Genomic DNA, 26,387 nt, shown 5'->3' with positions numbered 1-26,387 from the left:
GTGCAAACGGGGTATCCTGTGAGGGTGATCGAGGACATCAAGAAGCGCGCACTGCACCGCACGAAGATCATCGAGGGCCAGCTGCGCGGCATCGAGAAGATGATCGAGAACGAGGACTACTGCGTCGACATCATCACGCTGTCGCTCGCCGTGCAGAAGTCGCTCGGCTCCCTGAACAAGCTCCTCGTCGAGAACCACCTGCGCACCCACGTCTCGCACATGTACGAGCAGGGCGGCGAGCAGCGCGACGAGGCGGTCGCCGAGCTCGTGCGCATCTTCGAGCTCTCGAACAACCGCAGCTGACCCTCGACGCGCTCAGGTGCCCGGCGAGGTCACCGCGAGCCAGGCGTCGAGCTCGCTCGGCTCGTCGGTGATGATGCCGTCGACGCCGAGCGCGTTCACCGCCGCCCAGTGCTCGTCGGTGTTGAGCGTGTAGCAGAGCACCGCGACGCCGGCCTCGTGCGCGAGCACGAGCGCACCGGGCTCGGCCGTCACCGAGTCCACCGTCGTGCCGAAGCCGATGAGGCCGAGCCGCTCCGCGAGCGGTACCGGGTCGGCCGGCAGCTCGCGGATGAGCATGATGCGCGGGAGGGTGGGCGCCACCGACTGCAGGGAGACGAGCGTCTCGAGGCTGAAGCTCTGCAGCACGACGCGCCCGCGGAGCCCGTGCCGGTCGACGAGGCCCGTCACTGCCTTCACCTCGTCGGGCGTCCAGTCGGCCTTCAGCTCGACGAGCGCACGGGCGCCGTCGCGTTCGGCGAGCGCGACGAAGAACTCCTCGAGCGTCGGGATGGGCGTGCCGGCGAACTCGGGCGCGTACCAGGCGCCCGCGTCGAGCCGCCGCAGCTCGGCGAGCTCGAGCTCCCCCACCGTGCGCGGGTCGCCGGTGACGCGCTCGAGGGTGACGTCGTGGAAGAGCACCGGCACGCCGTCGCGCGTGAGCTGCACGTCGGTCTCGACGAACGCGAGCTCGTCCATCGCGAGCTCGAGCGAGGGCATGGTGTTCTCCGGTGCGGTCGCCCGGTCGCCACGATGACCGACGGTGAAGGCGCGCTCGCCGGGTGCGCGGAGCGCGCCGAACACGTCGATGGCGTACACCGTCGGCGGAGTCTGCGCGACGAGCAGCACCGCGGCGAGGATCGCCACCGCGATCGCGGCGAGCGCCGCGCGGATCGCCCTGCGGGGCGGGATCGCGAGGACGTCGAACAGTCGGGGGCGGGCGGGGGGCGTGGCTGCGACGGCACTCGGCCGCCGCCGCACGGTCTCGGGGTCGACCATGCGGAAGGCGTGCTTCACGGGTTCGGGCCTTTCCACCGCGGGGCGCCGTTGCCCGCGCGGTGCACGCTACTCTAGCAACACCGTTACCGTTTCGTTACCGAATTCCGCGGAGAATTCCGCAGGCCCGACGGCACCGCCGACGCGCCGCGAAACCGCGGCACCGAGGGCCCGGGCGCGCACGTCGCATCGGCCCGCCCGACCGCGGTCAGCGCCGCTCGTTGCCGCGCCGGTAGTTGCCCGTCGCACGGGCGAGCAGATGCTGCACCCGCTCGTCGTCGGCCGACTGCAGCGCGGCGCCGAGCCGCGCGGCATCGCGGCCGCCGACCGTCGTCACGACGCGCCCGCCGCGGGACACGACCACCGCACCGTCCTTCGCGATGCGGTAGTCGAACGGATCGGTGACGAGCCGGCCGCGCTCGTCGGATGCGCCGTTGCGACCCGCCACCGTCGCCCCTACCGCAGGCTCTTCGTGTGCCAGACGGTCTTCGTCTCGGTGAACGCCGAGATGCGGCCGAGCGCCGGCGCCGCGGCGTCGGGCCCGTTCTCGGGGCGCAGCACCCGCTTGAGCGTGTCGGCCGCTGCGACCTCCAGCGAGATCCAGTCGAGCGCGCCGGCGCCGACCAGGTCGATCGCATTGACGTCGGCGTGGCTCGCGAGCCAGGGCGCGATCTCGGCGGGCGAGCCGGTCAGCACGTTCACGACGCCGCCCGGCACGTCGCTCGTCGCGAGCACCTCGGCGAGGCTGATCGCCGAGAGCGGGAAGCGCTCGCTCGCCACGACCACGACCGAGTTGCCGGCCACGAGCGCCGGCGCGATCGCCGAGACGAGGCCGAGGAGCGAGGTGTCCTGGGGGGCCACGATCGCGACGACGCCCGTCGGCTCGGGCACCGAGATGTTGAAGTACGGCCCCGCCACCGGGTTCGCGTTGCCCGCGACCTGCGCGAACTTGTCGGCCCAGCCCGCGTACCAGACCCAGCGATCGATCGCCTCGTCGACCTGGGCGGCGGCGACCGCCTTCGAGACACCCTCGGAGTCCTCGATCTCGGCGACGAACTGCGCACGGCGCCCCTCGAGGAGCTCGGCGATGCGATACAGCACCTGGCCGCGGTTGTACGCGGTCGCGCCCGCCCAGCCCGAGACGGCGGCGCGCGCGGCGACGACCGCGTCGCGGGCGTCCTTGCGGGAGGCCAGCGCGGCGTTCGCGAGGAAGCGACCGTCGGGAGCCGCGACCTCGTAGGTGCGCCCCGACTCGCTGCGGGGGAACTTGCCGCCGATGTAGAGCTTGTACGTCTTCGGCACGGCGAGGCGGGTCATCGCTTCGATCCCTTCGTGGTGGCCTTCTGCGTTCGACGGGTGCGCTTGGCGGCCGGGTCGGCCGCCGAGGCATCCGCCGTGATCGCCGACTTCGCGGCGGAACGCGTGACCGCCGCCCGCCCGATCGGCGCAGGGGCGAGGTACGCGGCGAGTCCGTGGCGGCCGCCCTCGCGGCCGTAGCCCGACTCCTTGAAGCCGCCGAAGGGCGAGGCCGGGTCGAAGCGGTTGAACGTGTTCGCCCAGATGACGCCGGCGCGCAGCTGGTCGGCGACCGCGAGGATGCGGCTGCCCTTGTCGGTCCAGATGCCGGCCGAGAGACCGTACGGCGTGTTGTTCGCCTTCGCGATCGCCTCCTGCGGCGTGCGGAAGGTGAGCACCGAGAGCACCGGCCCGAAGATCTCCTCCCGGGCGATGCGGCTCGAGGTCTGCACGCCCGTGAAGATCGTCGGGGCGTACCAGAACCCGTTCTCGGGGATCTCGCACGGCGCGCTCCAGCGCTCGGCACCCTCGTCGACGCCCGCGTCGCTCAACGCGCGGATGCGGTCGAGCTGCTCGCGCGAGTTGATGGCGCCGATGTCGGTGTTCTTGTCGAGCGGGTCGCCGAGGCGCAGCGTCGAGAGTCGGGTCTTCAGTCGCTCGACGACCTCGTCGTGGATGTTCTCCTGCACGAGGAGTCGCGAACCGGCGCAGCACACGTGCCCCTGGTTGAAGAAGATGCCGTTGACGATGCCCTCGATCGCCTGGTCGATGGGCGCGTCGTCGAAGACGATGTTCGCCGCCTTGCCACCGAGCTCGAGGGTGGCCTTCTTGTCGGTGCCGGCGATCTGCTTCGCGATCGCGCGGCCGACCGCGGTCGAGCCGGTGAAGGCGACCTTGTCGACGCCCTCGTGCGCGACGAGCGCCGCACCCGTGTCGCCGGCGCCCGTGACGATGTTCACGACGCCCGGCGGCAGCTCGGCCTGCTGGAGGATCTCGGCGAAGATGAGCGCCGTGAGCGGCGTCGTCTCGGCGGGCTTCAGCACCACGGTGTTGCCCGCGGCGAGCGCCGGGGCGATCTTCCAGGCGAGCATGAGCAGCGGGAAGTTCCACGGGATGACCTGCGCCGCGACGCCGAGCGAGCGCGGGTCGGCGCCGAGACCGGCGTGGTCGAGCTTGTCGGCCCATCCCGCGTAGTAGAAGAACCACGCCGCGACGAGGGGCACGTCGACGTCGCGCGACTCCTTGATCGGCTTGCCGTTGTCGAGCGACTCGGCGACCGCGAGCTCGCGGGCGCGCTCCTGCACGAGGCGCGCGATGCGGAAGAGGTACTTGCCGCGATCGCGGCCGCTCATCTTGGACCACACGCGGTCGTAGGCGCGGCGTGCCGCGGCGACGGCGTCGGCCACGTCGGCCTCGTTCGCGTTCGCGATCATCGCGATGCGCTCCTCGCTCGCGGGCGAGATGGTCTGGAACGGGGTGCCGCGGCCGTCGACGAACTCGCCGTCGATGAAGAGGCCGTAGCTGTCGCGGAGCGAGAGGATCGCGCGCGACTCGGGTGCGGGTGCGTAGTCGAGGAAGCTCATGTTCAGTCCAGTCAGTCGATCGTCACGTAGTCGGCGCCCGAGTAGTGCCCGCTCGTCCGCTTCTGGCGCTGGAGCAGCACGTCGTTGAGGAGGCTCGAGGCCCCGAACCGGAAGAGGTGGGGCACGAGCCACTCCTCGCCGACGGTCTCGGCGACGGTGACGAGGTACTTGATCGCGTCCTTCGACGAGCGGATGCCGCCCGCCGGCTTCACGCCGACCTTGTGGCCCGTGAGCCGGTGCCAGTCGCGCACGACCTCGAGCATGAGGAGCGTCACGGGCAGGGTCGCCGCGGGCGACACCTTGCCGGTCGAGGTCTTGATGAAGTCGCCGCCCGCGAGGATGGACAGCCACGAGGCGCGGCGCACGTTGTCGTAGGTCACGAGCTCACCCGTCTCGAGGATCACCTTGAGGCTCGCGCTCGTGCCGTCGGGCCGTCGGCAGGCTTCCTTCACCGCGACGATCTGGTCGAAGACCTCGCCGTAGCGCCCCGCGAGGAACGCGCCGCGGTCGATGACCATGTCGATCTCGTCGGCCCCGGCGGCGACCGCCTCGGCCGTGTCGGCGAGCTTGATGGCGAGCGAGGAGCGGCCGCTCGGGAACGCGGTGGCGACCGCGGCGACCGAGATGAGGCCGTCGTCGGGGTCGCCGTGCGCGGCGCCCAGCGCCTCGACCGCGTACGGCACCATGTCGCCGTAGACGCAGACCGCGGCGACCCGCGGAGTCGTGGTGTCTGCGGGATCGGGCGTGAGCGCCTTCGCGACGAGCGAGCGGACCTTGCCTGGGGTGTCGGCGCCCTCGAGCGTCGTCAGGTCGATGAGCTCGATGATGCGGTCGAGCGCCCAGGCCTTCGACGTCGTCTTGATCGAGCGGGTGCCGAGGGCTGCGGCGCGCTGCTCGAGGCCGACGGCGTCGACCCCGGGGATGCCGTGGAGGTAGCGACCGAGCGTCTGGTCGTCGGGCTCGCCGCCGAGCACGGCGAGCGCGCGCTCGCGTGCGGTGGCGAGGGCGGTGCCGGCGTTGACCGGTGCTGGCATGAGTTGGACCTGGCTTTCGTGTGGTGGAGGACGGCGGGGGATCAGCCGTCGAGGAGATGGAGGGCGGTCGACTCGTCGGTGACGAGCACCGTGCAGAGCCGACTGCGCACGACCGCGTCGGCCACGGCGTGCTTGGCAGGGCCAGCGACGACGGCGATCGCGAGCGGGGAGCTGCGGATCTCGTCGAGCGTGAGCCCGACCGTGCGGGCGTCGAGGGCGGGGTCGACGATGTTGCCGTCGGAGTCGATGTACCGACCCACGACGTCGCCGACGGCCCCCTTGGCGACGAGGAGGTCGACGTCGCCGGGAGCGAGGTAGCCGCTCTCGACGTGCACCGAGTTGTGGTCGGCGGCGCCGGCGCTGAACAGATAGGCGTCGGCGGAGCGGGCGAGCTCGATGACGCCGGCGACGACGCGATCGGACTCGATGGCGTGCTTCGTCTCGAGCCGCTCGAGGATGGCGGGGCTCGGCAGCAGCGTCGCCTGGCCGCCGCCCTTCTGCGAGATCGCGACGGCGGTCGCCGCCGCGGTGCCCGCGCGACGGTTGAGGCTCACGCCGCCGTTGATCTGCACGACGTTGACGCCGGTCGCCCAGCCGTTGCGCAGGTGCTGGGAGATCTCGAAGAGGGTGCGCCCCCAGCTCACGCCGAGCGTGCGCGGCACCGGCCGGAGCGCGGTGAGGTAGTCGGCTGCGGCCTGCGCGGTGCGCGCCTGCAGCTCTTCGGCCGAGGCGACGCCCGCGGAGGAGACGACGATGGCGTCGGTGAGCCCGCGCTCCTCGCGGAGGCGCCGCTCGATCGGCAGCCGCCGCGCCCGCGGGTGCAGGATCTCGATGCGGATGAACCCGCGGTGCTTGGCCTGCGCCAGCAGGCGCCCGACCTTCCACCGGGTGAGATTCAGCGCCTGGCCGATCTCGTCCTGGGTCTTGTTCTCCTCGTAGTAGAGCTCGGCCGCCCTGATGGAGAGGAGTTCGTCGATCTCGTCCATGCGCCTCCGTCCGCCTCGACTTCCAGCGTAGGCAGCCGGGTGCTCATCGGCAACACTCGCAGGCGATGCTGCTCATATGAGCAGATCGGTGGCGGATGCTGCGCGCCTATGCTGGTGCAATGCCCACGCCCCTCGCGCTCGCCGTCGACTTCGGCGGCACCAAGGTCGAAGCCGCACTCGTCGACGAGCACGGCGCCCTGCTGGCCGGCTCCCGCCACCGGCGCCCCACCGGGTCGACCGCGACCGCCGACGAGCTCGACCGGTCCGTCAGCGAGGTCGTCGAGGCGGCCCTCGCCGCCCTGCCGGCCGACGCCGGTCTCGTCGGCGTCGGCGTCGGCTCGGCCGGCCCGATCGACGTCGCCACCGGCCGCGTCTCCCCGCTCAACGTGCCCGCGTGGCGCGGGCACCCGCTGCGCGACCGGCTCGGCGAGATGCTCCCCGGGACGCCCGTCGTGCTGCGCATCGACGGCCTCTGCATCGCGCTCGCCGAGCACTGGGTCGGCGCAGGAGCCGGCAGCCCGGGCGAGAACCTCCTCGGCATGGTCGTCTCGACGGGTGTCGGCGGCGGGCTCGTGATCGGCGGCCGAGCCGTCGCGAGCCCCACGGGCAACGGCGGCCACATCGGCCACATCGAGGTCGGCGGGTTCGACGACCCGTGCACCTGCGGCGGCCGCGGCTGCCTCGAGGCGATCGCCTCGGGTCCGCGCACGGTCGCCTGGGCCCGCACGCAGGGCTTCGACGGCACGACCGGCGAAGACCTGGCGCGCGCCCACGCCGCCGGCGACGCCGTCGCGATCGCGGCGGTCGAGCGCTCGGGCACCGCGATCGGCCACGCCATCGCCTCGGCGACGAATCTGCTCGACCTCGATCTCGTCGCGATCGGCGGTGGGTTCTCGCGGGTCTCCCCCGTGCTCTTCGACCACGCCCGCGCCGCGGTCGCCGAGCGCACCGGGTTCGCCTTCGCGACGCGCGTCGAGATCGTGCCCTCCGCGCTGTCCGACGAGGGCCCCCTGATCGGCGCGGCGGCGCTCGTGCACCGGCCCGACCTCATCGTCTGACTCGTCCGTTTCGTCCGGTATCGTCCCGTTCGTCGTTTCGTCCGGCCGCACCGTCGACGGCGATGTCACACCCCGTCGGCCGTCGGCTCGGCGCCGCCCCTCCGCGTCGCCGGCGCATCGAACACGGCCGTGCGCTCGCGCACGTGCGCCCGCTGCCGTACGAGCACGAGCGCCGCGATCCCGACCAGCACCGCGAACACGATGCTGAGCGCCGAGAACGCGAACCAGTTCGCGTCGAGCGCGAGCACGAGCGCCGCAGAGACCACCGTGATGGCCGCGGCGGCGATCTTCGACCCGGCCTTGAGCCGCAGCGCGGGACTGAGTCGGCCGCCGGCGCCGTCGCCGCGCGTCAGCAGCAGGTCGGCGAAGGCGTCGATCGTTGCGAACAGGGCGCCCGAGTAGGCGAGCGCGCAGCCGAGCGCGCCCCAGAGGTTCGGCGACTTCGCCGCGGCGGCCGTCTCGACCGCGGAGGTCAGCAACTCCATGGCACCCGGATATTAGCCGCCCCGCGGGTGCGCGTCGACCCCTCGCCCCGCGCCGCCGCCGTTCAGCGTCCCGGGCGATCGTCCTCGACGAAACGGGGCCTCGCCATCACGACGCCGGCGACCGCCGCGGGCCGCCGAGGCGAGCACCAGCACGAGCGGCACGGTCCATCCGCCGCTCGCCTGGTGCAGGATGCCGACGAGGAGCGGCCTCACGGCGACGACGAGGTAGCCGACGACGAACGAGACCACGGAGATGCCGACGAGCAGCCGGATCCGGCCGTAGCGCGCCGCGGTGACCGGCACGACGAGCCCGGCGGCCATCGCGGCGTAGAGCGAGAGCAGCGCCGATATCGTGCAGTATCTGCGGCAGCCGGGGTATCGGTCGGGTCTCCGTCTCGGGTCCAGGTCGGTTCGCGCGAGGCGCGGCTCAGAGCCCGAGGATGCCGCGGGTGCGTTCGACGTCGTCGCGGATCGTGTCGATGAGCGCGGGGATGGAGGTGAAGGCCACCATGCCACGGATCCGGTCGACGAACTCCACGTCGACGACGTGGTCGTAGAGGTCGAGCTCGCGGTCGAGCACATAGGCCTCGACCTGCTTCTTCGGCACGCCCTCGAACGTCGGGTTGTCGCCCACCGAGATCGCCGCGGGGTACCGCGTGCCCGCGTCGGTGAGCCAACCCGCGTACACGCCGTCGGCCGGGATGAGCCCCTCGGACTCGGGCGTCAGGTTCGCCGTCGGGTACCCGAGCTCGCGACCGCGGGCCGCCCCGTGCACCACGATGCCCGACACGGTCGGCGTGTGCCCGAGCAGTTCGGTGGCCCGCCGCACGTCGCCCTCGGCGAGGAGTTCGCGCACCCAGGTCGACGACACCCGTCGCTCGCCGTCGGGTGCGACGTCGCCGACGACCTCGACGGTGAAGCCGAAGCGTGCGCCCAGGTCGACGAGCAGCGCGACATCGCCGGCGCCCCTGGCGCCGTAGCGGAAGTCGCTACCGACGAGGACGGCCTTCGCCTGCAGCGTGTCGACGAGCACCCGCTCGACGAACTCCGTCGCCGGCACCGAGGCGAGGGCGCGGTCGAACGGCAGCAGCACCGTGGCATCCACCCCCGTCGTCGCGAGCAGCTCGAGCTTCTGGCGCACGCTCACGAGCGACTCGGGGCACTTGTCGGGCGCGAGCAGCGCGAGCGGATTGCGGTCGAACGTCACGACGGTGGTGGCGAGGTGCTCGGCCTCGGCGATGTCGCGGAGTCGTGCGATGACCTCGCGGTGCCCGCGGTGCACGCCGTCGAACTTGCCGATCGTCACAGCCGAGGGCCCGAAGCCCTGCGGGACGGCGCCGAGGCCCTTGTACGTCTTCACTCGGCCTCCGCCGTCGGCCGGTGCTTCGCGAGCCACCACATGCCGAGCACGGGCAGCACGAGCGGGATGAACAGGTAGCCGCGGCCGAACCACGACCACACCGTGTCGTGCGGGAACAGCGCAGGGTCCACGACGCTCAGGGTGCCCACCACGATGACGCCGGTGAACTCGAAGACGATCGTCGCCCAGGCGACCCGGTACCAGACCACGCCGGGCCGCACGAGCGCGATCGTCGCGACGACGTAGACCGCGGCGGCGAGCGCCGACAGGGCGTACGCGAGCGGCGCCTCGTCGTACTTCGAGACGATCTGCACGAAGGACCGGCCGAGGGCGGCGAGCGCCAGCACGCCGTACACGGCGACGAGGACGCGCCCGATACCGCTCATCTTCGTCGGCGTACGGGTCTCCGCCGGGGCGCTCTGCAGGCTTTCCATGTCGTTCGATTCTCTCAGAAGTGCGGCGCTCAGACGGACTGCACGGTCCAGATCTGCAGCATCCGGTAGACCATCACGCCGACCGAGAGCGCGGCGACGCCGAGCACGACGGTCGACCAGCGGTTGCGTTCGAGCAGTGCCCAGAACGCGGCGGCCGGCGGCAGCAGGGCCGCCGAGACGAGGTAGACCCAGAACTCGAGCGGGCTGCCCGTCGGCGAGTTGCCGAACGCGGGCGCGGCGATGGCGACCACGACCTGCACGAGGAGCAGGAGCTCGACGAGCGCGAGCGCCCCGAGCGTGAGGTCGCTCGGCACGCGGCCCGCGAAGCCGAGCACGAGGCAGAGCAGTCCCGCCGCGACCGCGACCGCGAGCTGCACCCAGGCGAACCACTCGATCATGCTCCGCCCTCCTGCGGGAATCCGGTGACGACCTTCCACTGCCCGCCGCGCCGCTCGACGATCGCCACGAGGCGCTCGCCGGGCGCGACGGCCGCGAAGGGCTCGCCGCGTCGATCGGCGGATGCCTCGTCGCCGGCGCCGCTCACGGGCACGCGCTTGCCGTGCCCGAGATCGACGGCCTCCGCGTCGGAGAACTCGACGACCGGCAGTGCGCGCCGTGCCGCGGCGGTCGGGCTCACCAGGGAGGCGGCGACGTCGAAGCCCTCCAGCTCGCCGGCCTCGGCGACGTCGAACCGGCCGATCCGACTGCGCCGGAGCGCCGTCAGGTGGCCGCCCGTGCCGAGCTTCGTGCCGAGATCGCGCGCGAGCGCCCGGATGTACGTGCCCGACGAGCATTCGACGCGGACGTCGAGGTCGAGGCATCCCTCACCGGCGCGCACGTCGAGCAGTTCGTAGGCCGAGATCGTGACCCTGCGGGGGGCGATCTCGACGGTCTCGCCGTCGCGCACGCGCTGGTACGCCCGCTTGCCGTCGATCTTCACCGCGCTCACCGCGCTCGGCACCTGCTCGATCTCGCCGGTGAAGGCGAGCAACGCCTCGCGCAGCGTCGCCTCGTCCTGCGCGAGGGCGGTCGCCGTCATCTCGGGCGTCGCCGGCAGCGCCTCGCCCTCGGCGTCGTCGGTCGTGGTGCCCCAGCCGAGCCGGATCGTCGCGAAGTACTCCTTGTCGAGCCCGACGAGGTAGTGCAGGAGACGCGTCGCAGTGCCGACGCCCAGCACGAGCAGGCCCGTCGCCATGGGATCGAGCGTGCCGGCGTGGCCGATCTTGCGCGTCCCGGCGAGGCGCCGCATGCGGGCGACGACATCGTGGCTCGTGATCCCCTGCGGCTTGTCGACGAGGAGGATGCCGCTGTTCACGCCCCTCAGGCTAACAGTCGCACGCGCCCCGGCCGGCGCCGAGCAGCGCGGCGCGGCCCTACGCTGGAGCGGTGAGGATCGGCATCATCGGCGCGGGCGCGCTCGGCGGGACGTTCGCGGCGCTGCTGGCGCGCGCCGGACACGAGATCGAGGTGACCGCGCGCGGCCCGGGCCTCGCGGCGATCAGGGCCGACGGCATCCGGCTCAGCGGCGGCTACGGCGACGCCCACGCGCGGGTCGCGGCCGGCGAGCTCCTCACCGAACGCCCCGAGCTCGTGCTCGTCTGCACGAAGGCGCAGGACGCCGAGGCGGCGATCACCGCGAACGCGGCGCTCATCGACGGCGTGCCGGTCGTCGTCGTCCAGAACGGGCTCGACGGCGTCGCGACGGCCGAACGCCTGCTCCCCCGCTCGCACGCCGTCGGGCTGCTCTCGATCATCGCCGCGAACTACACCGAGCCCGGGGTCGTCCGCGTGACGACGCCCGCGACGAGCTATCTCGGCCGGGGCGACGGCGCACCCGATGCCGAGTCGAGGCGACTCGCGGCGACCCTCTCCGACGCCGTGCCGGTCGTCGCGATCGCCGGGTTCCGCGGCGCCCAGTGGACGAAGCTCATCGTGAACATGCTGAACGCGGTGCCGGCGGTCGTCGGCAGGAGCGTGCAGGACGTCGTCGACGACCGCCGGCTGCGCCGCGTCGTGGCGGCCTCCATGCGCGAGGCGGTGCGCGTCGGCATCGCGCGAGGCGTGCGGTTCGGAGCCCTGCAGGGCCTCGGCGATCGGCGCCTGCGGCTCTTCGCACGGCTTCCGCTCGCGCTCGGCCAGGTCCTCCCGTGGCTCATGCGGGTGCGCATGGGCGGAGTGCCGAACCTCGGCTCGACCCAGCAGAGCGTGCGCCGCGGCCAGCCGACCGAGATCGACTTCCTGAATGGGGCCGTCGTGCGCGAGGCGGCGCTCGCCGGGCTCGACGCCCCGGTCAGCCGCGCACTCACCGCCCTCGTGCACGAGGTCGAGGCGAGCGGTGCGCCCCTCGCTCCCGAGCGGGTGCTCGCGGCCGTTCGCGTCTGAACCGGCGCGCCGATGCCTGGACCGGCCGACGACGAAGGGGGCCCGGCGAACCGGACCCCCTTCGTGTGCTGCGTCAGGACTGCTTGCGGCGCAGGCGCGCGATCACGAGGAACGCGATGCCCGCGAGGACCACGACGCCCGCGACGATCGCGATCGTCGTGCCGGCGAAGCCGGTGTCCGCGAGGCCGTCGCCTGCCGGCGTCGAGGGCGTCTCGCCCTCGCCACCGGGCGTCACGGGCGGGGCCGCGATGCAGTCGGGCGTGGCCGGCGGGTAGGCCAGCTCGACGTCGAGCTCGGGGTTCACGACGAAGGTCGCGCTCGTGAGGTTGCGAGTCCATGCGAAGTTGTCGTCGGTCTGGACCCAGGTGCCGTCGCCGAGCTGCTTCCAGCCGGGCCATCCGGTCGCGTTGCCCTCGTCGTCGACGGAGGCGCCGGGCCAGAGGACGCGATCCTCGAGGATGCCGTCGTCGTTCAGCGTGCCGAGGGCGAGCGTCTCGGTGTGCTCGCCATCACTCAGGATGAGCGACACCTCGCGGCTGGTCGCCTGGTCGTCGGGATCGGTCAAGGTGACCTTGTAGGAGATCCACGGCGCGTCGGCCTCGCAGACCCCGGTCGCGACCGAGCCGTCGAGCACCGGTGCGATGCAGGGCTCGTCATCGAGCGTCCACGGGCCGAACACGACCTCGGACTTGCCGCCCTCGAACACGTAGCCCGCAGCCGGCGTCGCCGTCAGGGTGATCTTGCCGTCCGCGACCGACTCCGACCACACGACGCCCGCGAGCTCCTTGTCGTAGGCGAGGGACTCGTTGTCGGGGCCGCACGTGTCGGCGAAGGACGCCTGGGTCGGCACCGGGATCAGCACGTCGCAGGGCTTCTGGTTGAGCGTCCACGGGCCGAACACGATCTCGGACTCGCCGTTCTCGAAGGCGTAGCCCTCTGCCGGCGTCGCCGTCAGGGTGACCTTGCCGTCGACGACCGACTCCGACCACACGACGCCCGTGAGCTCCTTGTCGTAGCTCAGCACGTAGTTGTCGACGCCGCACTCGTCCGTGAACGTGGCGACCGGGGCGGCGATCTTCTCGTCGCAGGGCTTCTGGTTGAGCGTCCAGGGGCCGAACACGATCTCGGACTTGCCGCCCTCGAACACGTAGCCCGCAGCCGGCTTCGCCGTCAGGGTGACCTCGCCGTCGACGACCGACTCCGACCACACGACGCCCGTGAGCTCCTTGTCGTAGCTCAGCACGTAGTTGTCGACACCGCACTCATCTGCGAACGACGCCTGGGTCGGCACCGGGATCAGCACGTCGCAGGGCTTCTGGTTGAGCGTCCACGGGCCGAACACGATCTCGGACTTGCCGCCCTCGAACACGTAGCCCGCAGCCGGCTTCGCCGTCAGCGTGACCTTGCCGCCCGCGACCGACTCCGACCACACGACGCCCTCGAGCTTCTTGTCGTAGCTCAGCACGTAGTTGTCGACACCGCACTCGTCCGCGAACGAGGCCGTCGGGACGGCGATCCTGGTGGGCGGCTTGGTGCAGTCCTCGTACTGGAGCAGGCTCTGGTCGCCCTGGGCGCGAACCGTGATCAGCTGGCCGTTCTTGCCGGGCTTCTTGTACGTGAACTCGGGGTAGATGTCGCCACGGTTCTGGTGGTCGATGTGCCCCGCGTTCAGGAAGGCGCTGACCGAGGTCGTGAGCCGCACGTAGGGGTTCGTGGCGCTTCCGGTCGCGTGGCAGAAGGTGATCTTCTTGACGGTGCTCTCGTTGCCGCAGTCACCGGTCAGGCCTTCGATGCGACCGTCCGAGCCCTTCTTGTTGTTCTTGTCCCAGCTCGTGAAGGCGTACACCCACGGGCCGTTGCCGACGGTGTCGCCGGGCAGGCTCTCGGTGCCGAGCGTGAGCGTGGTGTTGCCCTTCGACGTGAGCGGGCCGCGGTCCATGTCGTCGGCGTTCCTGGGCGTGCCGTCGAACTTCGACGTGCCGACCCGCCAGTTCGTGGTGCCGGTCTTTCCGTCGGGCACGTTCGAGAGCTTGAGCGTGTAGGTGACGTCGTACTCGCCGGTCTCGACGTTGCAGACGGCCTTGGCCGTCAGGTCGCCCGTGTGCGCAGCGGCGGGCGCGGCGACGCCGACGAGGGCGAGGCCCGCACCGACGACGAGGGCGGTGACCGCTGCCGCGAGACGGCGGAGCGGATGGACGGACGAGGATCGCTTCCGTGCGCGGACGTCGCCGTCTGCAGCGTGCGCCAGACCGGCGCCGGGCTTGCTCATTCGGGTTCTCTCCAGGGATCGGCCCGGCTCGGCGGCGAAACGGAGAACGCGAAGGCTTGGCGAAGTCGCGCACGAGGGCAGTTCTTCGCGGGCGCTCGACCCGGCCTCGCGAGTGCGTGTTCGCACCTGCATGGCCGGATCGAGCGCACACAGCGACGATCGACGCGGAGGGGTCTCCGTGGCGATCAGCTTCGGGTATCGGGTGTTGCGGGTGGTGCTTCGGGTTTCGCTACTGCCGGGGGCTTGGCAATGTCCCCCATTATGTCCTCGAAATGGGGGACTTGTCAGCCCCTTTTCGGCACGAGGTACCAGATGTCCCCCGAAGTGGGGGACAAAACCCTGATCCGAGCGGAAGTGCGGGTCATCCGCCGGCGGAGGGGTCCGGCGCGCCGGCCCCCTCCGCGTGCGGCGTCAGGACTCCGTGCGGCGCCGGCGCGCGATCACGAGGAACGCGACGCCCGCGAGGACCACGACCCCCGCGACGATCGCGATCGTCGTGCCGGCGAAGCCGGTGTCGGCGAGACCGTCGCCGGCCGGCGTCGAGGGCGAGTCGCCGTCGCCGCCACCGGGCTCGCCCGGCGTCACGGGCGGGGCCGCCAGGCAGTCGGGCGTGGCCGGCGGGTAGGCCAGCTCGACCTCGACCTCGGGGTTCACGACGAACCTCGCGCTCGTGAGGTCACGGGTCCAGGCGAAGTTCTCGTCGGTCTCGACCCACGTGCCGTCGCCGAGCTGCTTCCAGCCGGGCCACGCGGTGGCGTTGCCCTCGTCGTCGACCGCCGCACCGGGCCAGAGCACCTCGTCCTCGAGCACGCCCTCGTCGTTCAGCGTGCCGAGCGGGATCGTCTCGGTGTGCTCGCCGTCGCTCAGCACGAGCGAGACCTCGCGCGAGACGACGACGCCGTCGGGGTCGGTGAGGGCGACGTGGAAGTAGATCCACGGCGCGTTCGCGACGCAGACGCCGGCGGCGATGCTCCCGTCGAGCGTCGGCTGCGCGAGCTCGGTGGGCTTCAGGCCGAAGGTGTACTCGACGCAGCCGAGGGTGATCTTCGTGATGACGCCGTCGCCGTGCACGCCCGAGCCGAGCGAGTAGCCGATCGCCTCGACGATCGCATCGGGGAACGCCTCGACCCACTCCGCGGCCGTGCCGAACCACTCCGAGCCGTTGCCGCCGCCCGTGTTCGGGGCCCCGTCCTTGAGCGCCTGCGCCGAGCCGCCGCTCAGCCACCAGTTCTCGCCGTAGACGGCCTCGCCGACCAGGATGCCGTCGCCCGTGCCGTCGCCGTCGACGTCGATGACGAGCTGGAGTCCCGGCTCGGGCCCGGTGGTCGCCGTGTAGTCGAGCGCGTCCGCGATCGAGGTGACCCCGACGCCGCTGAGCGGGAAGTTGGTGTCGTAGTAGCCGGCGGCCTTGTCGGTCGACGTCGCGCCCTCGGTCCAGACGCGGAGGCCGGTCGCGACGAGCTCGTTGTGACCGGTCGCGCGGGTCTGGCCGAGGTCCCACTTCGAGAGGTCGGTGGAGTGGTTCGACGAGAACGCCTCGCAGCGGGTGAGCGGCGGGGTCTCGCACTCCTCGTCGGTGAAGACGTGCGAGAACTCGGCGGTCGGGTCGCCGCCGACGAACGTCTGCTCGCCCTGCGCGGTCGCCGTCACCGTCTCCCGGCCCTCGGCGTCGCGGCCGCTCGTCGTCCAGACCACGTCGTCGGTGTCGTCGGGCAGCACGTAGCCGTCGTTCTCGACGCCGCACTCGTCGACCCAGGACGGCTCGGCCGGGATCGGCAGGCCTTCGGGGTCCTCGGGGTCGCTCGGCACGTCGACGTAGCTCACCGAGTAGTGGCTCACGGAGTCCTTCGTCGGGTGGTCGATCACGACGGTCGCCTGCGGCGGCACCACGGGCACGAAGTACTTCGTCGTGCCGGCCTTGACGCAGTACCCGTCGATGAGCTGCCCCTCGGGCGCCGTCACCGTGACGGTGGCCGGGCTGCCCGTCGTGTCGATCTTGCCCGAGTCGAGCGGTTCACAGATGAACGACGGCTGCGTCGCCTGCGCGGGCAGCACGGCTGAGCCGAGGGTCAGCGCGAGCGCGCCGACGACGGTCGCCGCGATGCGGAGTGCACGGGTGGTCCTCATCGAATGGGTCTCCTGGAGTCGGCCCGGTCGAGGAGGAGCCCGCGAGCACGCGCCGGAGCACGAACGGCGACGAGCCGCCGGCGTCGAGCGGGGCTCGAACCGGGCGCTGCCGCGCGTCGGCGATCGGCGCGGCGGCTGCGCCGCGTCGGTCGACGTCGGTGTTCGGGTGCTGCGGTGGTGCGTCGGGTATCGCTGCTGCCGGGGGCTGGCAATCAGCCAATTATGGTGATCGATCGCCCCCGCGATCGGCGGATTCCGTCGATCGGGGTACAAAATGCCCCCCGGAATGGGGAATCGAACCGGGGTACAAACGCCTATCCTCGGCGCGGGTCCGAGGGATCCTCGAGGTTCACGATCGCGTCGGCGACCCGCCGCGGGTCGCGCTCGGCGTAGGCGAGCCGGTCGGCCGGGTCGATCGGGTCGCCTCCGACGACGATCCGGTAGTCCCACAGCTCGTCGAGCCGCTCGCGGAGCACGAAGCGCCCGTCGAGGAGGAGGATGGCGTCGGCCGGGCCGGTGACCCACCTGGGCTCGACCCACGCGTCGCGTGCGGGGTCGAGCACGCGCGTCACGAACGCCGTCGAGCCGCCGAGCCGGAACGGCTCGACGAGCACCCGTCGCAGCGCCGACTCGTCGAAGCCGTACCGGTAGTAGCGTTCCGCGGTGTCGTCCCCGAAGGCGGCCTGCGCGGCGCGGGAGCGGTGGAAGCCCTCCATGCTCGCCCGGAACACCGTGTGGCCCCGCTCGCGGAGCACCTCGGCGAGATCGTCGGCGAACGCCGTCTTGCCGCTCCGCAGCGGTCCGTCGACCGCGACGATCATGCGCCCGCGCCCGTAGTGCGCGATGATCTCGCCCGAGAGCTCGCGGAGGAACGTGACCCGGGGCGTCGTGACGAGGCGCATGCTGCGAGCATAACGCCGGGCCCTCCGGGGCGGCCTAGGCTGGTCGGATGCCCCGTCAGGCCGCCCCCGACCTCGCCACCGCCGTCAACGAGTGGTTCGAGGATGCCGCGCGGCCGCTGCCCTGGCGCGCTGCCGAGGTGTCGCCGTGGGCGGTGCTCGTGAGCGAGTTCATGCTGCAGCAGACGCAGGTCGACCGGGTGATCCCGCGTTGGGAGGCCTGGATCCGCCGGTGGCCCACCCCGGCGAGCCTCGCCGCCGAGCCCGCCGCGGAGGCGGTGCGCGCGTGGGACCGGCTCGGATACCCGCGGCGGGCGCTCTGGCTGCATCGAGCGGCCGTCGAGATCGTCGAGCGCCACGACGGCGAGGTGCCGCGCGAGCTCGACGAGCTCCTCGCCCTCCAGGGGGTCGGGCCGTACACCGCCCGCGCGGTGGCGGCGTTCGCCTTCGGCGTGCGGGTGCCAGTCGTCGACACGAACACGAGGCGGGTGATCGCCCGGGCGGTCGACGGCAACGCCGAGCCCGCTCCCCCGTCGACGACGAGGGACCTCGCCGCGATGTCGGCGCTGCTGCCCGATGCCCCGCGCACGGCGCGGGTGTTCAACGCCGCCGCCATGGAGCTCGGGGCGGTCGTCTGCACGGCCCGCGCTCCGCGGTGCGCGGACTGCCCGATCCGCGACCGCTGCGCCTGGCTCCGCGCGGGCTCGCCCGCCTACGACGGACCGCGCAAGGCGAGGCAGGCGCGATTCGAGGGCTCCGACCGGCAGGTGCGCGGGATCGTCATGCGCGAGCTCCGTGCCGCGCACCGTCCGGTGACCCGCGCCGAGCTCTCAGGGGTCTGGGGCGACGCCGCGCAGCTCGAGCGCGCGATCGCCGGGCTCGTCGCCGACGGGCTCGCCGTCGCGACCGCCGACGGAATGACGCTGCCCGAGGCCTGATGGCCCCGGGCAGCTGCACGTCGACCTCGGTCGACGCGATGTCGTTCGCGACGTCGTCGCGCGCTCAGCGAGCCTCGACGTCGTCGAAGTCGTCCTCGTCGTCGTCGAGTTCGCGCGGCTTCACGTACGGGTCGGGGTCGCCGGCGTACTCGGCCTTCGCCGCGAGCGCCGACGTCTCCTCGTCGCGGGTGCGGGCCTCGCGCAGCAGATCGGCGATGTGCTGCGCGTTCTCGGGCACCGCGTCGGCGATGAACTCGAGGGTCGGCGTGAGCCGAGCCGTGATGTTGCGGCCGACCTCGCTGCGGAGCATCCCGGTGGCGGCCTTGAGCGCGAGCGCCGAGTCGCGGCGCTCCTCGTCGGAGCCGTAGACCGTGTAGAAGATGCTCGCGTGCTGCAGGTCGCCCGTGACGCGCACGTCGGTGATCGTCACGAAGCCGAGGCGCGGGTCGCGGAGACCCTTGTCGAGGCGCCGGGCGACGATCTCCTTGATGCGGTCGGCCATCTTCCTGGCGCGTGCCGGATCAGCCATGGGTGGTTCCCTTCCGAACGGACGGAGACGGGGGCGGCGGCGTGCCGCCGCCCCCGGTTCCGGCTACGCGCGAGGCTTCTCGCGCATCTCGATGGTCTCGATCTCGTCGCCGACCTGGATGTCGTTGTACTTGCCGAGGCCGATGCCCGCCTCGAAGTCCGTGCGGACCTCGGTGACGTCGTCCTTGAACCGGCGCAGCGACTCGATGGCCAGGTTGTCGCCGACCACGACGCCGTCGCGGATGACGCGCGCCTTGGCGTTGCGCGTGATCGTGCCGGAGCGCACGATGACACCGGCGATGTTGCCGAACTTCGAGGAGCGGAACACCTCGCGGATCTCGGCGACACCCGACTGGACCTCTTCGTACTCGGGCTTGAGCATGCCCTTGAGCGAGGCCTCGATGTCGTCGATCGCGTTGTAGATGACGTTGTAGAAGCGCACGTCGACACCCTCGCGGGCGGCGCGCTCGCGCGCCTTCACATCGGGGCGGACGTTGAACCCGATGACGATCGCGTTGTCGATCGTCGCCAGGTCGATGTCGCTCTCGGTGACGGCACCCACACCGCGGTGGAGGATGCGCAGCTGCACCGAGTCGTCGACCTCGATCTTCATGAGCGACTCTTCGAGCGCCTCGACGGCACCCGACACGTCGCCCTTGATGATGAGGTTGAGCGCCTCGACCTTGCCCTCTTCCAGCGCACGCGTGAAGTCCTCGAGCGAGATGCGCTTGCGAGCCTTCGCGAGCTGCGCGTTGCGCTCTGCGGCCTCGCGCTTCTCGGCGATCTGACGGGCCGTGCGGTCCTCCTCGGTGACGAGGAAGGTGTCGCCGGCGCGCGGGACGCTCGAGAGGCCCTGCACCTGCACCGGACGCGACGGGGTCGCGGCGGTGACGGCGTCGCCGTTCTCGTCGGCCATGGCGCGCACGCGGCCGTAGGCCGTGCCCGCGACGATCGCGTCGCCGACCTTCAGCGTGCCCGACTGGATGAGGACGGTCGCCACGGCGCCGCGCCCCTTGTCGAGCTTCGCCTCGATCGCGACACCGCGGGCCGCCTTGTTCGGGTTCGCCCGGAGGTCGAGCCCGGCGTCGGCGGTCAGCAGGACCGCGTCGAGCAGCTCCTGGATGCCGACGCCCTCGCGAGCCGAGACGTCGACGAACATGACGTCGCCGCCGTACTCCTCGGCGACCAGGCCGAACTCGGTGAGCTGCTGGCGCACCTTCGCCGGGTTGGCGTCGGGCTTGTCGATCTTGTTCACCGCGACCACGATCGGCACGTTCGCCGACTGGGCGTGGTTCAGCGCCTCGATCGTCTGCGGCATGATGCCGTCGTCGGCCGCGACCACGAGGATCGCGATGTCGGTGACCTGCGCACCACGGGCGCGCATGGCGGTGAACGCCTCGTGACCCGGGGTGTCGATGAAGGTGATCGCGCGGTCGACGCCCTCGTGCTCGGTGTGCACCTGGTACGCACCGATGTGCTGGGTGATGCCGCCGGCCTCGCCCGCGACGACGTTCGCGTTGCGGATCGCATCGAGGAGTCGGGTCTTACCGTGGTCGACGTGGCCCATGACGGTGACGACCGGGGGCCGCTGCGCGAGGTCCTCGTCGGTCTCGTCCTCGAGCTCCTGCTCGAGGTCGATGTCGAAGCCCTCGAGGAGCTCGCGGTCCTCGTCCTCGGGCGAGACGACCTGGATCTTGTAGCCGAGCTCGGCGCCGAGCACCTCGAACGTGGCCTCGTCGAGCGACTCGGTCGCGGTCGCCATCTCACCGAGGTGGAACAGCACCGTGACGAGCGAACCGGGGTTCGCGTCGATCTTGTCGGCGAAGTCGGAGATCGAGGAGCCGCGACGCAGGCGGATGACGGTGTTGCCGTCGCCGCGGGGAACGCTCACGCCGCCGAGCGACGGGGCCTCCCGCATCTCGAATTCGGCCCGCTTCGTCCGCTTCGACTTGCGCGCCTTGGACTTGCCGCCACCGCGGCCGAAGGCACCTGCAGTACCGCCGCCGGGGCCGCGACCGCGACCGCCGCCGCCCGCGGGACGCGGGCCGCCGAAGCCGGTGCCGGGAGCGCCGCCGGGGCGCTGGAAGCCACCGCCGCCGCCGGGACGGGCGCCGCCGCCCGCACCGCCGGGGCGCTGGAAGCCGCCGCCGGGACGACCGCCTGCGCCGGCCGGACGCGGGGCGCCGGGGCGCGGCGAACCGGGGCGCGGGGCCTGCGGGCGCGGGATGTTGCCGGGGCTCGGACGCTGGCCCATGCCCTGCGAGCTCGAGAACGGGTTGTTGCCCGGGCGCGGCTGGGCGGGGCGGGAGCCCATGCCCTGCGAGCTCGAGAACGGGTTGTTGCCGGGGCGCGGCGCGCCGGGCTTCGGAGCACCGGGGCGCGGAGCCGCGGCACCGGGCTTCGGAGCCGAGGCGCCGGGCTTGACGGCGTCGGTCGAGGCGGCGGGCGCCTCGGCGGCCTTCTCGGCGGCGGCCTGGGCCGCCTTCTCCTCCGCCTGCGCCTGGCGCTCGGCGACCGTCAGCGGCGCGTCGGCCGGGGCGGCGGGCGCCGGGGCGGGGACCGGAGCCGCGGGAGCGGGCTCGGCGGGCTTCGGAGCCGGCTTGGGGCCGGGCTTCGCACCCGGCTTCGCCGCGGGCTTCGCCGGTGCGGCGGGGGTCGCCGCGGGCGCGGCCTGCGCGGCGGCGCCGGCGGCCTCGAGCGCCGCCTTCAGGCGACGTGCGACGGGGGGTTCGATGGACGACGAGGGTCCCTTGACGTACTCGCCCATCTCCTTGAGCTTCTCAAGGGCGATCTTGCTGTCGACACCGAGCTCGGATGCGATCTCGTGTACGCGTGGTTTGGCAGCCACTTCTCTCCTGTTCCGGGCCTGCGCCCGGACAGGGGCAGACCATCAATGGCGGACGGGACTCATTTCGAGCCGCTCATTAGTTGTCACTCATTGGTCATCACTTGTGGGTTCAGCCTGTTCTCTACGTTGCCGGTGTCCACCTCGCCGTGAAGACGGAGCGCTCGCCCGAAGGCGCGCTTCCGAACGGCGAGCCGGTAGCACTCGGGTGTCGGATGCAGCCACGCACCCCTGCCCGGAAGCACGGCCGTGACATCGGCCACGACGTGGGAGTTCTGGGAGACGACCCTCAGAAGCGAGGATCGCGGGGCGCGCGAACGGCATCCGATGCACGTTCTGACAGGTTCCATCTTACACTCTGCGCTCAGGCCCGCCGACGCGACGGGCGGAGGTCGCGCTGACGACCTTCGGCGGATCAGCCCTGTTCGAGGATCGAGTCGGGCTGGATGTCGATCTTCGCCCCGGTGAGCTTGGCGGCCAGGCGAGCGTTCTGACCCTCCTTGCCGATCGCGAGCGAGAGCTGGTAGTCGGGGACGAGCGCGCGGACGGCCCGCGTCGCCTCGTCGATGATGTAGGCGCTCGTCACCTTCGCCGGGCTCAGCGCGCTCGCGACGAAGGTCGCGAGGTCGTCGGACCAGTCGACGATGTCGATCTTCTCGGCGCCCAGCTCGGCGGTCACGGCGCGCACGCGCTGCCCGAGCTCGCCGATGGCGGCGCCCTTCGCGTTGACGCCGGGCTGGTTCGCCCGGACGGCGATCTTCGTGCGGTGGCCGGCCTCGCGGGCGAGCGAGACGATCTCGACGACGCCGTTCGCGATCTCGGGCACCTCGAGCGCGAAGAGCTTGCGGACGAGCGCGGGGTGCGTGCGCGACACGGTGATCGACGGGCCCTTCGTGCCCTTCGAGACGCTCGTGACGTAGACGCGGATGCGCTGGCCGTGCGGGTACTCCTCGCCCGGGACCTGCTCTTCGGGCGGCAGCATCGCCTCGACGGTGCCGAGGTCGACGTGCACCATCCGCGGATTCGGGCCCTGCTGGATGATGCCCGCGACGATGTCGCCCTCGCGCCCGCGGAACTCGCCGAGCACCGCGTCGTCGGCGATGTCGCGGAGGCGCTGCATGATGACCTGCTTCGCCGCGAAGGCGGCGATGCGGCCGAAGTCGTTCGGGGTGTCCTCGCTCTCGCCGATGACCTCGCCCTCGTCGTCGAGCTCGGGCACGAAGATCGAGACGTGGCCCGTCTTGCGGTCGAGCTCGGCGCGGGCCCCCGTCGGGTTGGCGTGGCCGTGCACGGTCGGGTTCTGGTGCTTGAGGTAGGCCATCAGGATCGCCTGCTCGATGATCTGCACCAGTTCTTCGAACGGGATCTCTTTCTCGCGCTCCACCATGCGAAGCATGCTGAGGTCGATGTCCATCGCCGGCCTCCTCTATTCAGCTCTCGTGCCGCCACCCCTCGGAGCGGACACTCTACGGTACCGGATGCGGGGACCTCCGAGCACCCGCGGCGCGGGGTTCACCCGCCGGCGGCCGGTACCGCGGGCGGCGTCGCGTCGGCCGGCGCCGACGGCAGCGCGTTGAGCGCGCGGATGAGCCGGTGGAGCTCTCCGACGCGGTGCTGGTCGGGCTCGAGGATGACGCGGGGCAGCCCGAGCACGTCCTCGTCGTCCCGCTCGGGACGGAGGGGCTCGGTCCGCTCGATCCGGCCGGCCGCGAGGAGCGCGCCGAACCGGTCGTTGAGCTCGTCGACCTCGTCGTCGCTCGGCTGCGCGTTGAGCCGTAGCACCAGCCGGTTCCCGACCCAGCGCAACGAGTCGTAGTTCCGCCAGAACCCCGTGATCTCGGCGGCGGCGGCCTCGACCGAGTCGGTGATGAGCACGCGATCGAGGTCGTCGCGGTTGATGAGCCCCGCGGGCACGAGCGAGTCGTCCACGAAGCGCTGGAGGCCCTCCCAGAATCCGACGCCGGGCGCATCGAGCAGCACGATCGGCATAGGCTCGGCCTTGCCGGTCTGCTGCAGCGTCAGCAGCTCGAAGGTCTCGTCGAGCGTGCCGAATCCGCCCGGGAGGCAGACGAAGCCGCGCGACTCCTTGACGAGCATGAGCTTGCGGGTGAAGAAGTACTTCATCGCCACGCGACTCGCCGCGGCGATCGCCTCGTTCGGCGCCTCCTCGAACGGCAGGCGGATGGAGACCCCGAGCGCCCGCCCGGGACCGGCGCCCGTCGTCGCGGCCTCCATGATGCCGGGCCCGGCGCCGGTCACGACCATCCAGCCGTCGGCGGCGAGCGCGGCCGCCACGTCCTGCGCCTGGCGGTAGAGCGGGTCGCTCGGCGAGGTGCGCGCCGAGCCGAACACCGTGACCTTCGGCACGCGCGAGTAGGGCTCGAACAGCCGGAACGCCGCGCGCATCTCCTCGAGGGCCGATGCGGTGATCTTCAGGTCGAGACGTCGCGTGCCGTCGGTCCCGAGCCGGAGGCCGGTGAGGAGGACCCGTTCGACGAGGCCTCGGTTCTCGCGGATGTCGGCCTCGTCGAGCAGGGCGTCGACGCGCTCGAGGATCTCGGCCGGAAGGGTCTCGTCTGCGCGACGGGCGGGCTGCGTGCTCATGCCTCCACCCTCCCACGGGTTCCCGGCGGGACGGCGAAGCGGATGCCGCGCGGCCCCCGCCGCGCGGCATCCGTTCTCATCGCCGCGCCCCCGCGCGGCGGGCCGGTGCCGCGCCCCCACGCGGCATCCGGTCGTCTCTCACTGCGTCGCGGAAGCCGGCGCTAGCCGCGCCACACCTGCACGACCGACGGCCGCGGCGCGGCGAACGCACCGGGGGCCGCCGAACCGTAGTCGGGGAAGAGCGAGGTCGGCGCGGCGAACGAGCCCTCCTCGCCGGGGTGCTGCACGGCGACGAACACCACGCCCTCCTCGGCGCGGATCACCGGGCCGCACGTCTCGGCCTCGCGGGGGACCGAGAGGAACTGCTGCACGTGCCCGCGCTCCGGCCCCTCGAGCGGCACCTTGAAGAGGCCGTCGTTCCTCCGGATCGTCGAGGGCGCGCCGTCGGTGGAGATCCAGAGGTTGCCCTCGGAGTCGAAGGCCACGTTGTCAGGGCACGAGATGGGCGAGACCTGTTCCTTCGGGTAGCCCGCGAAGTAGGTCTGCGTGATCGAGGCGGGGTCGCCGCAGAGCAGCAGGATGCTCCAGGCGAAGCGCTCGCCCGACTGCCCGCGCAGCTCGGTCAGCTCGATGACGTGCCCGTCGCGGTTCGTCGCGCGCGGGTTCGCCTCGTCGACGGGAGGCCGCCCGGCCGTGCCGCGCTGCGTGTTGTTCGTGCACGCGACGTACACGCGGCCGCTCGTCGGGTGCGGCTCGACGTCCTCGCAGCGGTCCATCTTCGTCGCGCCGACGAGGTCGGCGGCGAGCCGGGTGTTCACGAGCACCTCCTCGACCGACATGCCCGGCACGACGCTCTCGCCCTTGCGGGTGAGGGCGACCCACTCCCCCGAGCCGTCGAACGCGCCGTCGGAGGGCAGCTTGCCGGTGCCGTCGATCTCGGCGGCGGGCGAGTTGCCGCTGAACCGGGCGACGAACAGGTCGCCCTCGCTCAGCAGGCGGCCGTTCTGCTTGCGCGCGCCGGGGTTGTCCTTCGGGTTGAACTTGTGCTTGGAGACGAACTTGTAGAGGTAGTCGCCGCGCTCGTCGTCGCCCATGTAGGCGACCGCCCTGCCGTCCTCGGCGATGCGCACGTTCGCGCCCTCGTGCTTGAAGCGACCCATCGCGGTGTGCTTCACGGGCGTGGACGTCGGGTCCTGCGGGTCGATCTCGACGATGTAGCCGAAGCGGTTGCCCTCGTTCTCGTAGCCCGGTGCCGAGCCGTCGAAGCGCGGGTCCCACGTCTCCCACCCGGTCGAGGTCGCGGCGTCGGCGAAGCCGTAGCGCTTGCGGGCCGCGGTGTCGGGCGCCGCCCGGAAGTAGCCGTTGAAGTTCTCCTCGCCGGAGAGCACGGTGCCCCACGGCGTCGTGCCGCCCGCGCAGTTGCCGAGCGTGCCGTTGACGACCGTGCCGCTCGGGTCGCCGGCCGTCTGCAGCAGCGCCGAACCGGCGGCCGGGCCCGTGAACGCGAACTCGCTCTCGACCGTGATCCGGCGGTTGCGCGCGCCGCCCTTCACGATGCGCCAGGGACCGCCGACGCGGTCGCGGGCGACCTCCACGACGCTCATGCCCTGCGCGGCCTTGTAGATCTCGCTGCGCCGGCGGAGCTCGGCCGGGTCGCTCGACGGCGGGAACATGATGCCCGGGTTCACGTACTCGTGGTTCGTGACGAGGACCCCGGTGAGGCCGCCGCGGTCGGCGATCACGTCGAGGTAGTCGTTGTTGTAGCCGAACTGGCGGGCCTGCGCGGCGGCGCTCTGGCCGTGGAGGTCGAAGGCGGGCGCGTCGGGGAAGATCGGGTCGCCCCAGCGCACGAGCGCCTGCCAGCGGTAGCCCGCCGGCACCGTGAACTCGTCGACGAGGTGCGAGACGGGGGCGATGGGCTCGAAGGGCAGGCGGGATGCCGCGGCGGCGCCCGCACCTGCGCCGCGCCCGGCGAGGGTCGCGGCCTGGGCCGGCGCGGGCTTCAGCGCGCCGGCCGCCACGAGGGTGAACGCGCCTGCGGCGCCGAGGCCGAGCAGCGCACGACGGCTGAGCGCCGCCGAGGCGAGCGATCGGAACTCGGGGTTGGCCGAGGTGTTGCACTCGGGGCCGAGGCAGGCGTCGGCGCACTTGAGCCGGCAGGTGACGGGCGAGCGCTTGCCTCGCGCGTGGTCGACGATCGGCAGTGAACGGCGGGTCTGGTCGGCCAGGGTCATCGGGGGCGTCCTCACTCTCGGCGGCGTACGCGTCGAGCGTCGCGTCGCCG

At 72.2% G+C, this 26,387-nt stretch carries 25 protein-coding genes; 4 read left to right on the top strand and 21 right to left on the bottom strand.

Translation table 11 applies throughout. The features are described from left to right. Positions 1–24 precede the first annotated feature (24 nt). The gene (locus ACFVSL_RS16265) at positions 25–303 is read left to right on the top strand and encodes a metal-sensitive transcriptional regulator (RefSeq protein ID WP_157422625.1); all 279 of its coding nucleotides are present in this window, start codon (positions 25–27) and stop codon (positions 301–303) included. 12 nt (positions 304–315) lie between these two features. Here ACFVSL_RS16265 and ACFVSL_RS16260 read toward each other — a convergent pair whose 3' ends face one another. From ACFVSL_RS16260 to ACFVSL_RS16235, 6 genes are all read right to left on the bottom strand, one after another. Then, positions 316–1,296 carry a glycerophosphodiester phosphodiesterase gene (locus ACFVSL_RS16260; RefSeq protein ID WP_386942018.1) on the bottom strand — a complete coding sequence of 327 codons (981 nt, stop codon included), beginning with the start codon at positions 1,294–1,296 and terminating at the stop codon, positions 316–318. A 187-nt stretch (positions 1,297–1,483) separates the two neighbouring features. Continuing rightward, the gene (locus tag ACFVSL_RS16255) at positions 1,484–1,723 is read right to left on the bottom strand and encodes a hypothetical protein (RefSeq protein WP_386942017.1); all 240 of its coding nucleotides are present in this window, start codon (positions 1,721–1,723) and stop codon (positions 1,484–1,486) included. Between the two features lie 8 nt (positions 1,724–1,731). After that, positions 1,732–2,592 (bottom strand): aldehyde dehydrogenase family protein, encoded by an 861-nt coding sequence (locus ACFVSL_RS16250; protein ID WP_386942016.1) that lies wholly within the window; start codon positions 2,590–2,592, stop codon positions 1,732–1,734. Next, positions 2,589–4,154, bottom strand: coding sequence for an aldehyde dehydrogenase family protein (locus tag ACFVSL_RS16245; protein WP_386942015.1), 1,566 nt, complete (start codon positions 4,152–4,154; stop codon positions 2,589–2,591). The genes ACFVSL_RS16250 and ACFVSL_RS16245 overlap by 4 nt, the downstream gene beginning before the upstream one ends. Before the next feature lie 11 nt (positions 4,155–4,165). Continuing rightward, a complete protein-coding gene (gene deoC, locus ACFVSL_RS16240; protein WP_386942014.1) occupies positions 4,166–5,188 on the bottom strand; it encodes a deoxyribose-phosphate aldolase in 1,023 nt (340 codons plus the stop codon). A 41-nt stretch (positions 5,189–5,229) separates the two neighbouring features. Next, on the bottom strand, positions 5,230–6,174 hold the full coding sequence (locus ACFVSL_RS16235; RefSeq protein WP_386942013.1) for a sugar-binding transcriptional regulator: 945 nt from the start codon (positions 6,172–6,174) through the stop codon (positions 5,230–5,232). Between the two features lie 119 nt (positions 6,175–6,293). Between ACFVSL_RS16235 and ACFVSL_RS16230 the strand changes: the two genes are divergently transcribed. Beyond that, complete coding sequence (locus ACFVSL_RS16230; RefSeq protein ID WP_386942012.1) at positions 6,294–7,232, top strand: ROK family protein; 939 nt, start codon at positions 6,294–6,296, stop codon at positions 7,230–7,232. A 65-nt stretch (positions 7,233–7,297) separates the two neighbouring features. Here ACFVSL_RS16230 and ACFVSL_RS16225 read toward each other — a convergent pair whose 3' ends face one another. The 6 genes from ACFVSL_RS16225 to truB all read right to left on the bottom strand — a co-directional run bounded on the left by ACFVSL_RS16225 (position 7,298) and on the right by truB (position 10,826). Then, positions 7,298–7,717: a hypothetical protein gene (locus ACFVSL_RS16225; RefSeq protein WP_386942011.1), complete on the bottom strand. Its 420-nt coding sequence runs from the start codon at positions 7,715–7,717 to the stop codon at positions 7,298–7,300. Between the two features lie 12 nt (positions 7,718–7,729). After that, positions 7,730–8,038, bottom strand: a complete 309-nt coding sequence (locus tag ACFVSL_RS16220; protein WP_386942010.1) for a hypothetical protein — start codon at positions 8,036–8,038, stop codon at positions 7,730–7,732. A 106-nt stretch (positions 8,039–8,144) separates the two neighbouring features. Then, positions 8,145–9,077, bottom strand: coding sequence for a bifunctional riboflavin kinase/FAD synthetase (locus tag ACFVSL_RS16215; protein ID WP_386942009.1), 933 nt, complete (start codon positions 9,075–9,077; stop codon positions 8,145–8,147). Continuing rightward, the gene (locus ACFVSL_RS16210) at positions 9,074–9,511 is read right to left on the bottom strand and encodes a hypothetical protein (RefSeq protein WP_386942008.1); all 438 of its coding nucleotides are present in this window, start codon (positions 9,509–9,511) and stop codon (positions 9,074–9,076) included. Before ACFVSL_RS16210 ends, ACFVSL_RS16215 begins: the two co-directional genes overlap by 4 nt. Positions 9,512–9,540: 29 nt before the next feature. Further along, positions 9,541–9,909, bottom strand: coding sequence for a hypothetical protein (locus tag ACFVSL_RS16205; RefSeq protein ID WP_386942007.1), 369 nt, complete (start codon positions 9,907–9,909; stop codon positions 9,541–9,543). After that, positions 9,906–10,826, bottom strand: a complete 921-nt coding sequence (gene truB / locus ACFVSL_RS16200; RefSeq protein ID WP_386942006.1) for a tRNA pseudouridine(55) synthase TruB — start codon at positions 10,824–10,826, stop codon at positions 9,906–9,908. The genes ACFVSL_RS16205 and truB overlap by 4 nt, the downstream gene beginning before the upstream one ends. 71 nt (positions 10,827–10,897) lie before the next feature. On the opposite strand from truB, the gene ACFVSL_RS16195 reads away from it, so the two are divergent. Further along, positions 10,898–11,893, top strand: a complete 996-nt coding sequence (locus ACFVSL_RS16195) for a ketopantoate reductase family protein (RefSeq protein ID WP_386942005.1) — start codon at positions 10,898–10,900, stop codon at positions 11,891–11,893. Between the two features lie 73 nt (positions 11,894–11,966). Here ACFVSL_RS16195 and ACFVSL_RS16190 read toward each other — a convergent pair whose 3' ends face one another. The 3 genes from ACFVSL_RS16190 to ACFVSL_RS16180 form a co-directional block, all read right to left on the bottom strand. After that, positions 11,967–14,162, bottom strand: coding sequence for a hypothetical protein (locus ACFVSL_RS16190; protein WP_386942004.1), 2,196 nt, complete (start codon positions 14,160–14,162; stop codon positions 11,967–11,969). Between the two features lie 411 nt (positions 14,163–14,573). Next, entirely contained in the window at positions 14,574–16,289 is a 1,716-nt protein-coding gene (locus ACFVSL_RS16185; protein ID WP_386942003.1) for a hypothetical protein, read from the bottom strand. Between the two features lie 314 nt (positions 16,290–16,603). Beyond that, positions 16,604–17,191: a hypothetical protein gene (locus ACFVSL_RS16180; RefSeq protein ID WP_386942002.1), complete on the bottom strand. Its 588-nt coding sequence runs from the start codon at positions 17,189–17,191 to the stop codon at positions 16,604–16,606. Positions 17,192–17,238: 47 nt separating this feature from the next. Between ACFVSL_RS16180 and ACFVSL_RS16175 the strand changes: the two genes are divergently transcribed. Beyond that, the gene (locus ACFVSL_RS16175) at positions 17,239–18,126 is read left to right on the top strand and encodes an A/G-specific adenine glycosylase (protein WP_386942001.1); all 888 of its coding nucleotides are present in this window, start codon (positions 17,239–17,241) and stop codon (positions 18,124–18,126) included. A 64-nt stretch (positions 18,127–18,190) separates the two neighbouring features. Here ACFVSL_RS16175 and rbfA read toward each other — a convergent pair whose 3' ends face one another. The 6 genes from rbfA to ACFVSL_RS16145 form a co-directional block, all read right to left on the bottom strand. Next, complete coding sequence (gene rbfA / locus ACFVSL_RS16170; RefSeq protein ID WP_386942000.1) at positions 18,191–18,655, bottom strand: 30S ribosome-binding factor RbfA; 465 nt, start codon at positions 18,653–18,655, stop codon at positions 18,191–18,193. 63 nt (positions 18,656–18,718) lie between these two features. Beyond that, on the bottom strand, positions 18,719–21,502 hold the full coding sequence (infB, locus tag ACFVSL_RS16165) for a translation initiation factor IF-2 (RefSeq protein ID WP_386941999.1): 2,784 nt from the start codon (positions 21,500–21,502) through the stop codon (positions 18,719–18,721). An 83-nt stretch (positions 21,503–21,585) separates the two neighbouring features. After that, complete coding sequence (locus ACFVSL_RS16160) at positions 21,586–21,849, bottom strand: YlxR family protein (protein ID WP_386941998.1); 264 nt, start codon at positions 21,847–21,849, stop codon at positions 21,586–21,588. 65 nt (positions 21,850–21,914) lie between these two features. Continuing rightward, entirely contained in the window at positions 21,915–22,913 is a 999-nt protein-coding gene (gene nusA / locus ACFVSL_RS16155) for a transcription termination factor NusA (RefSeq protein ID WP_386941997.1), read from the bottom strand. Positions 22,914–23,011: 98 nt separating this feature from the next. After that, positions 23,012–24,103, bottom strand: coding sequence for a TIGR00730 family Rossman fold protein (locus ACFVSL_RS16150; RefSeq protein WP_386941996.1), 1,092 nt, complete (start codon positions 24,101–24,103; stop codon positions 23,012–23,014). 161 nt (positions 24,104–24,264) lie between these two features. Further along, positions 24,265–26,337: a PhoX family protein gene (locus ACFVSL_RS16145; RefSeq protein WP_386941995.1), complete on the bottom strand. Its 2,073-nt coding sequence runs from the start codon at positions 26,335–26,337 to the stop codon at positions 24,265–24,267. Positions 26,338–26,387 lie beyond the last annotated feature (50 nt).

Source organism: Agromyces sp. NPDC058064 (assembly GCF_042885275.1).
Lineage (GTDB): Bacteria > Actinomycetota > Actinomycetes > Actinomycetales > Microbacteriaceae > Agromyces.
Note: the sequence above shows the minus strand (reverse complement) of the source record. Positions and strands in the feature narration are given on the sequence as shown.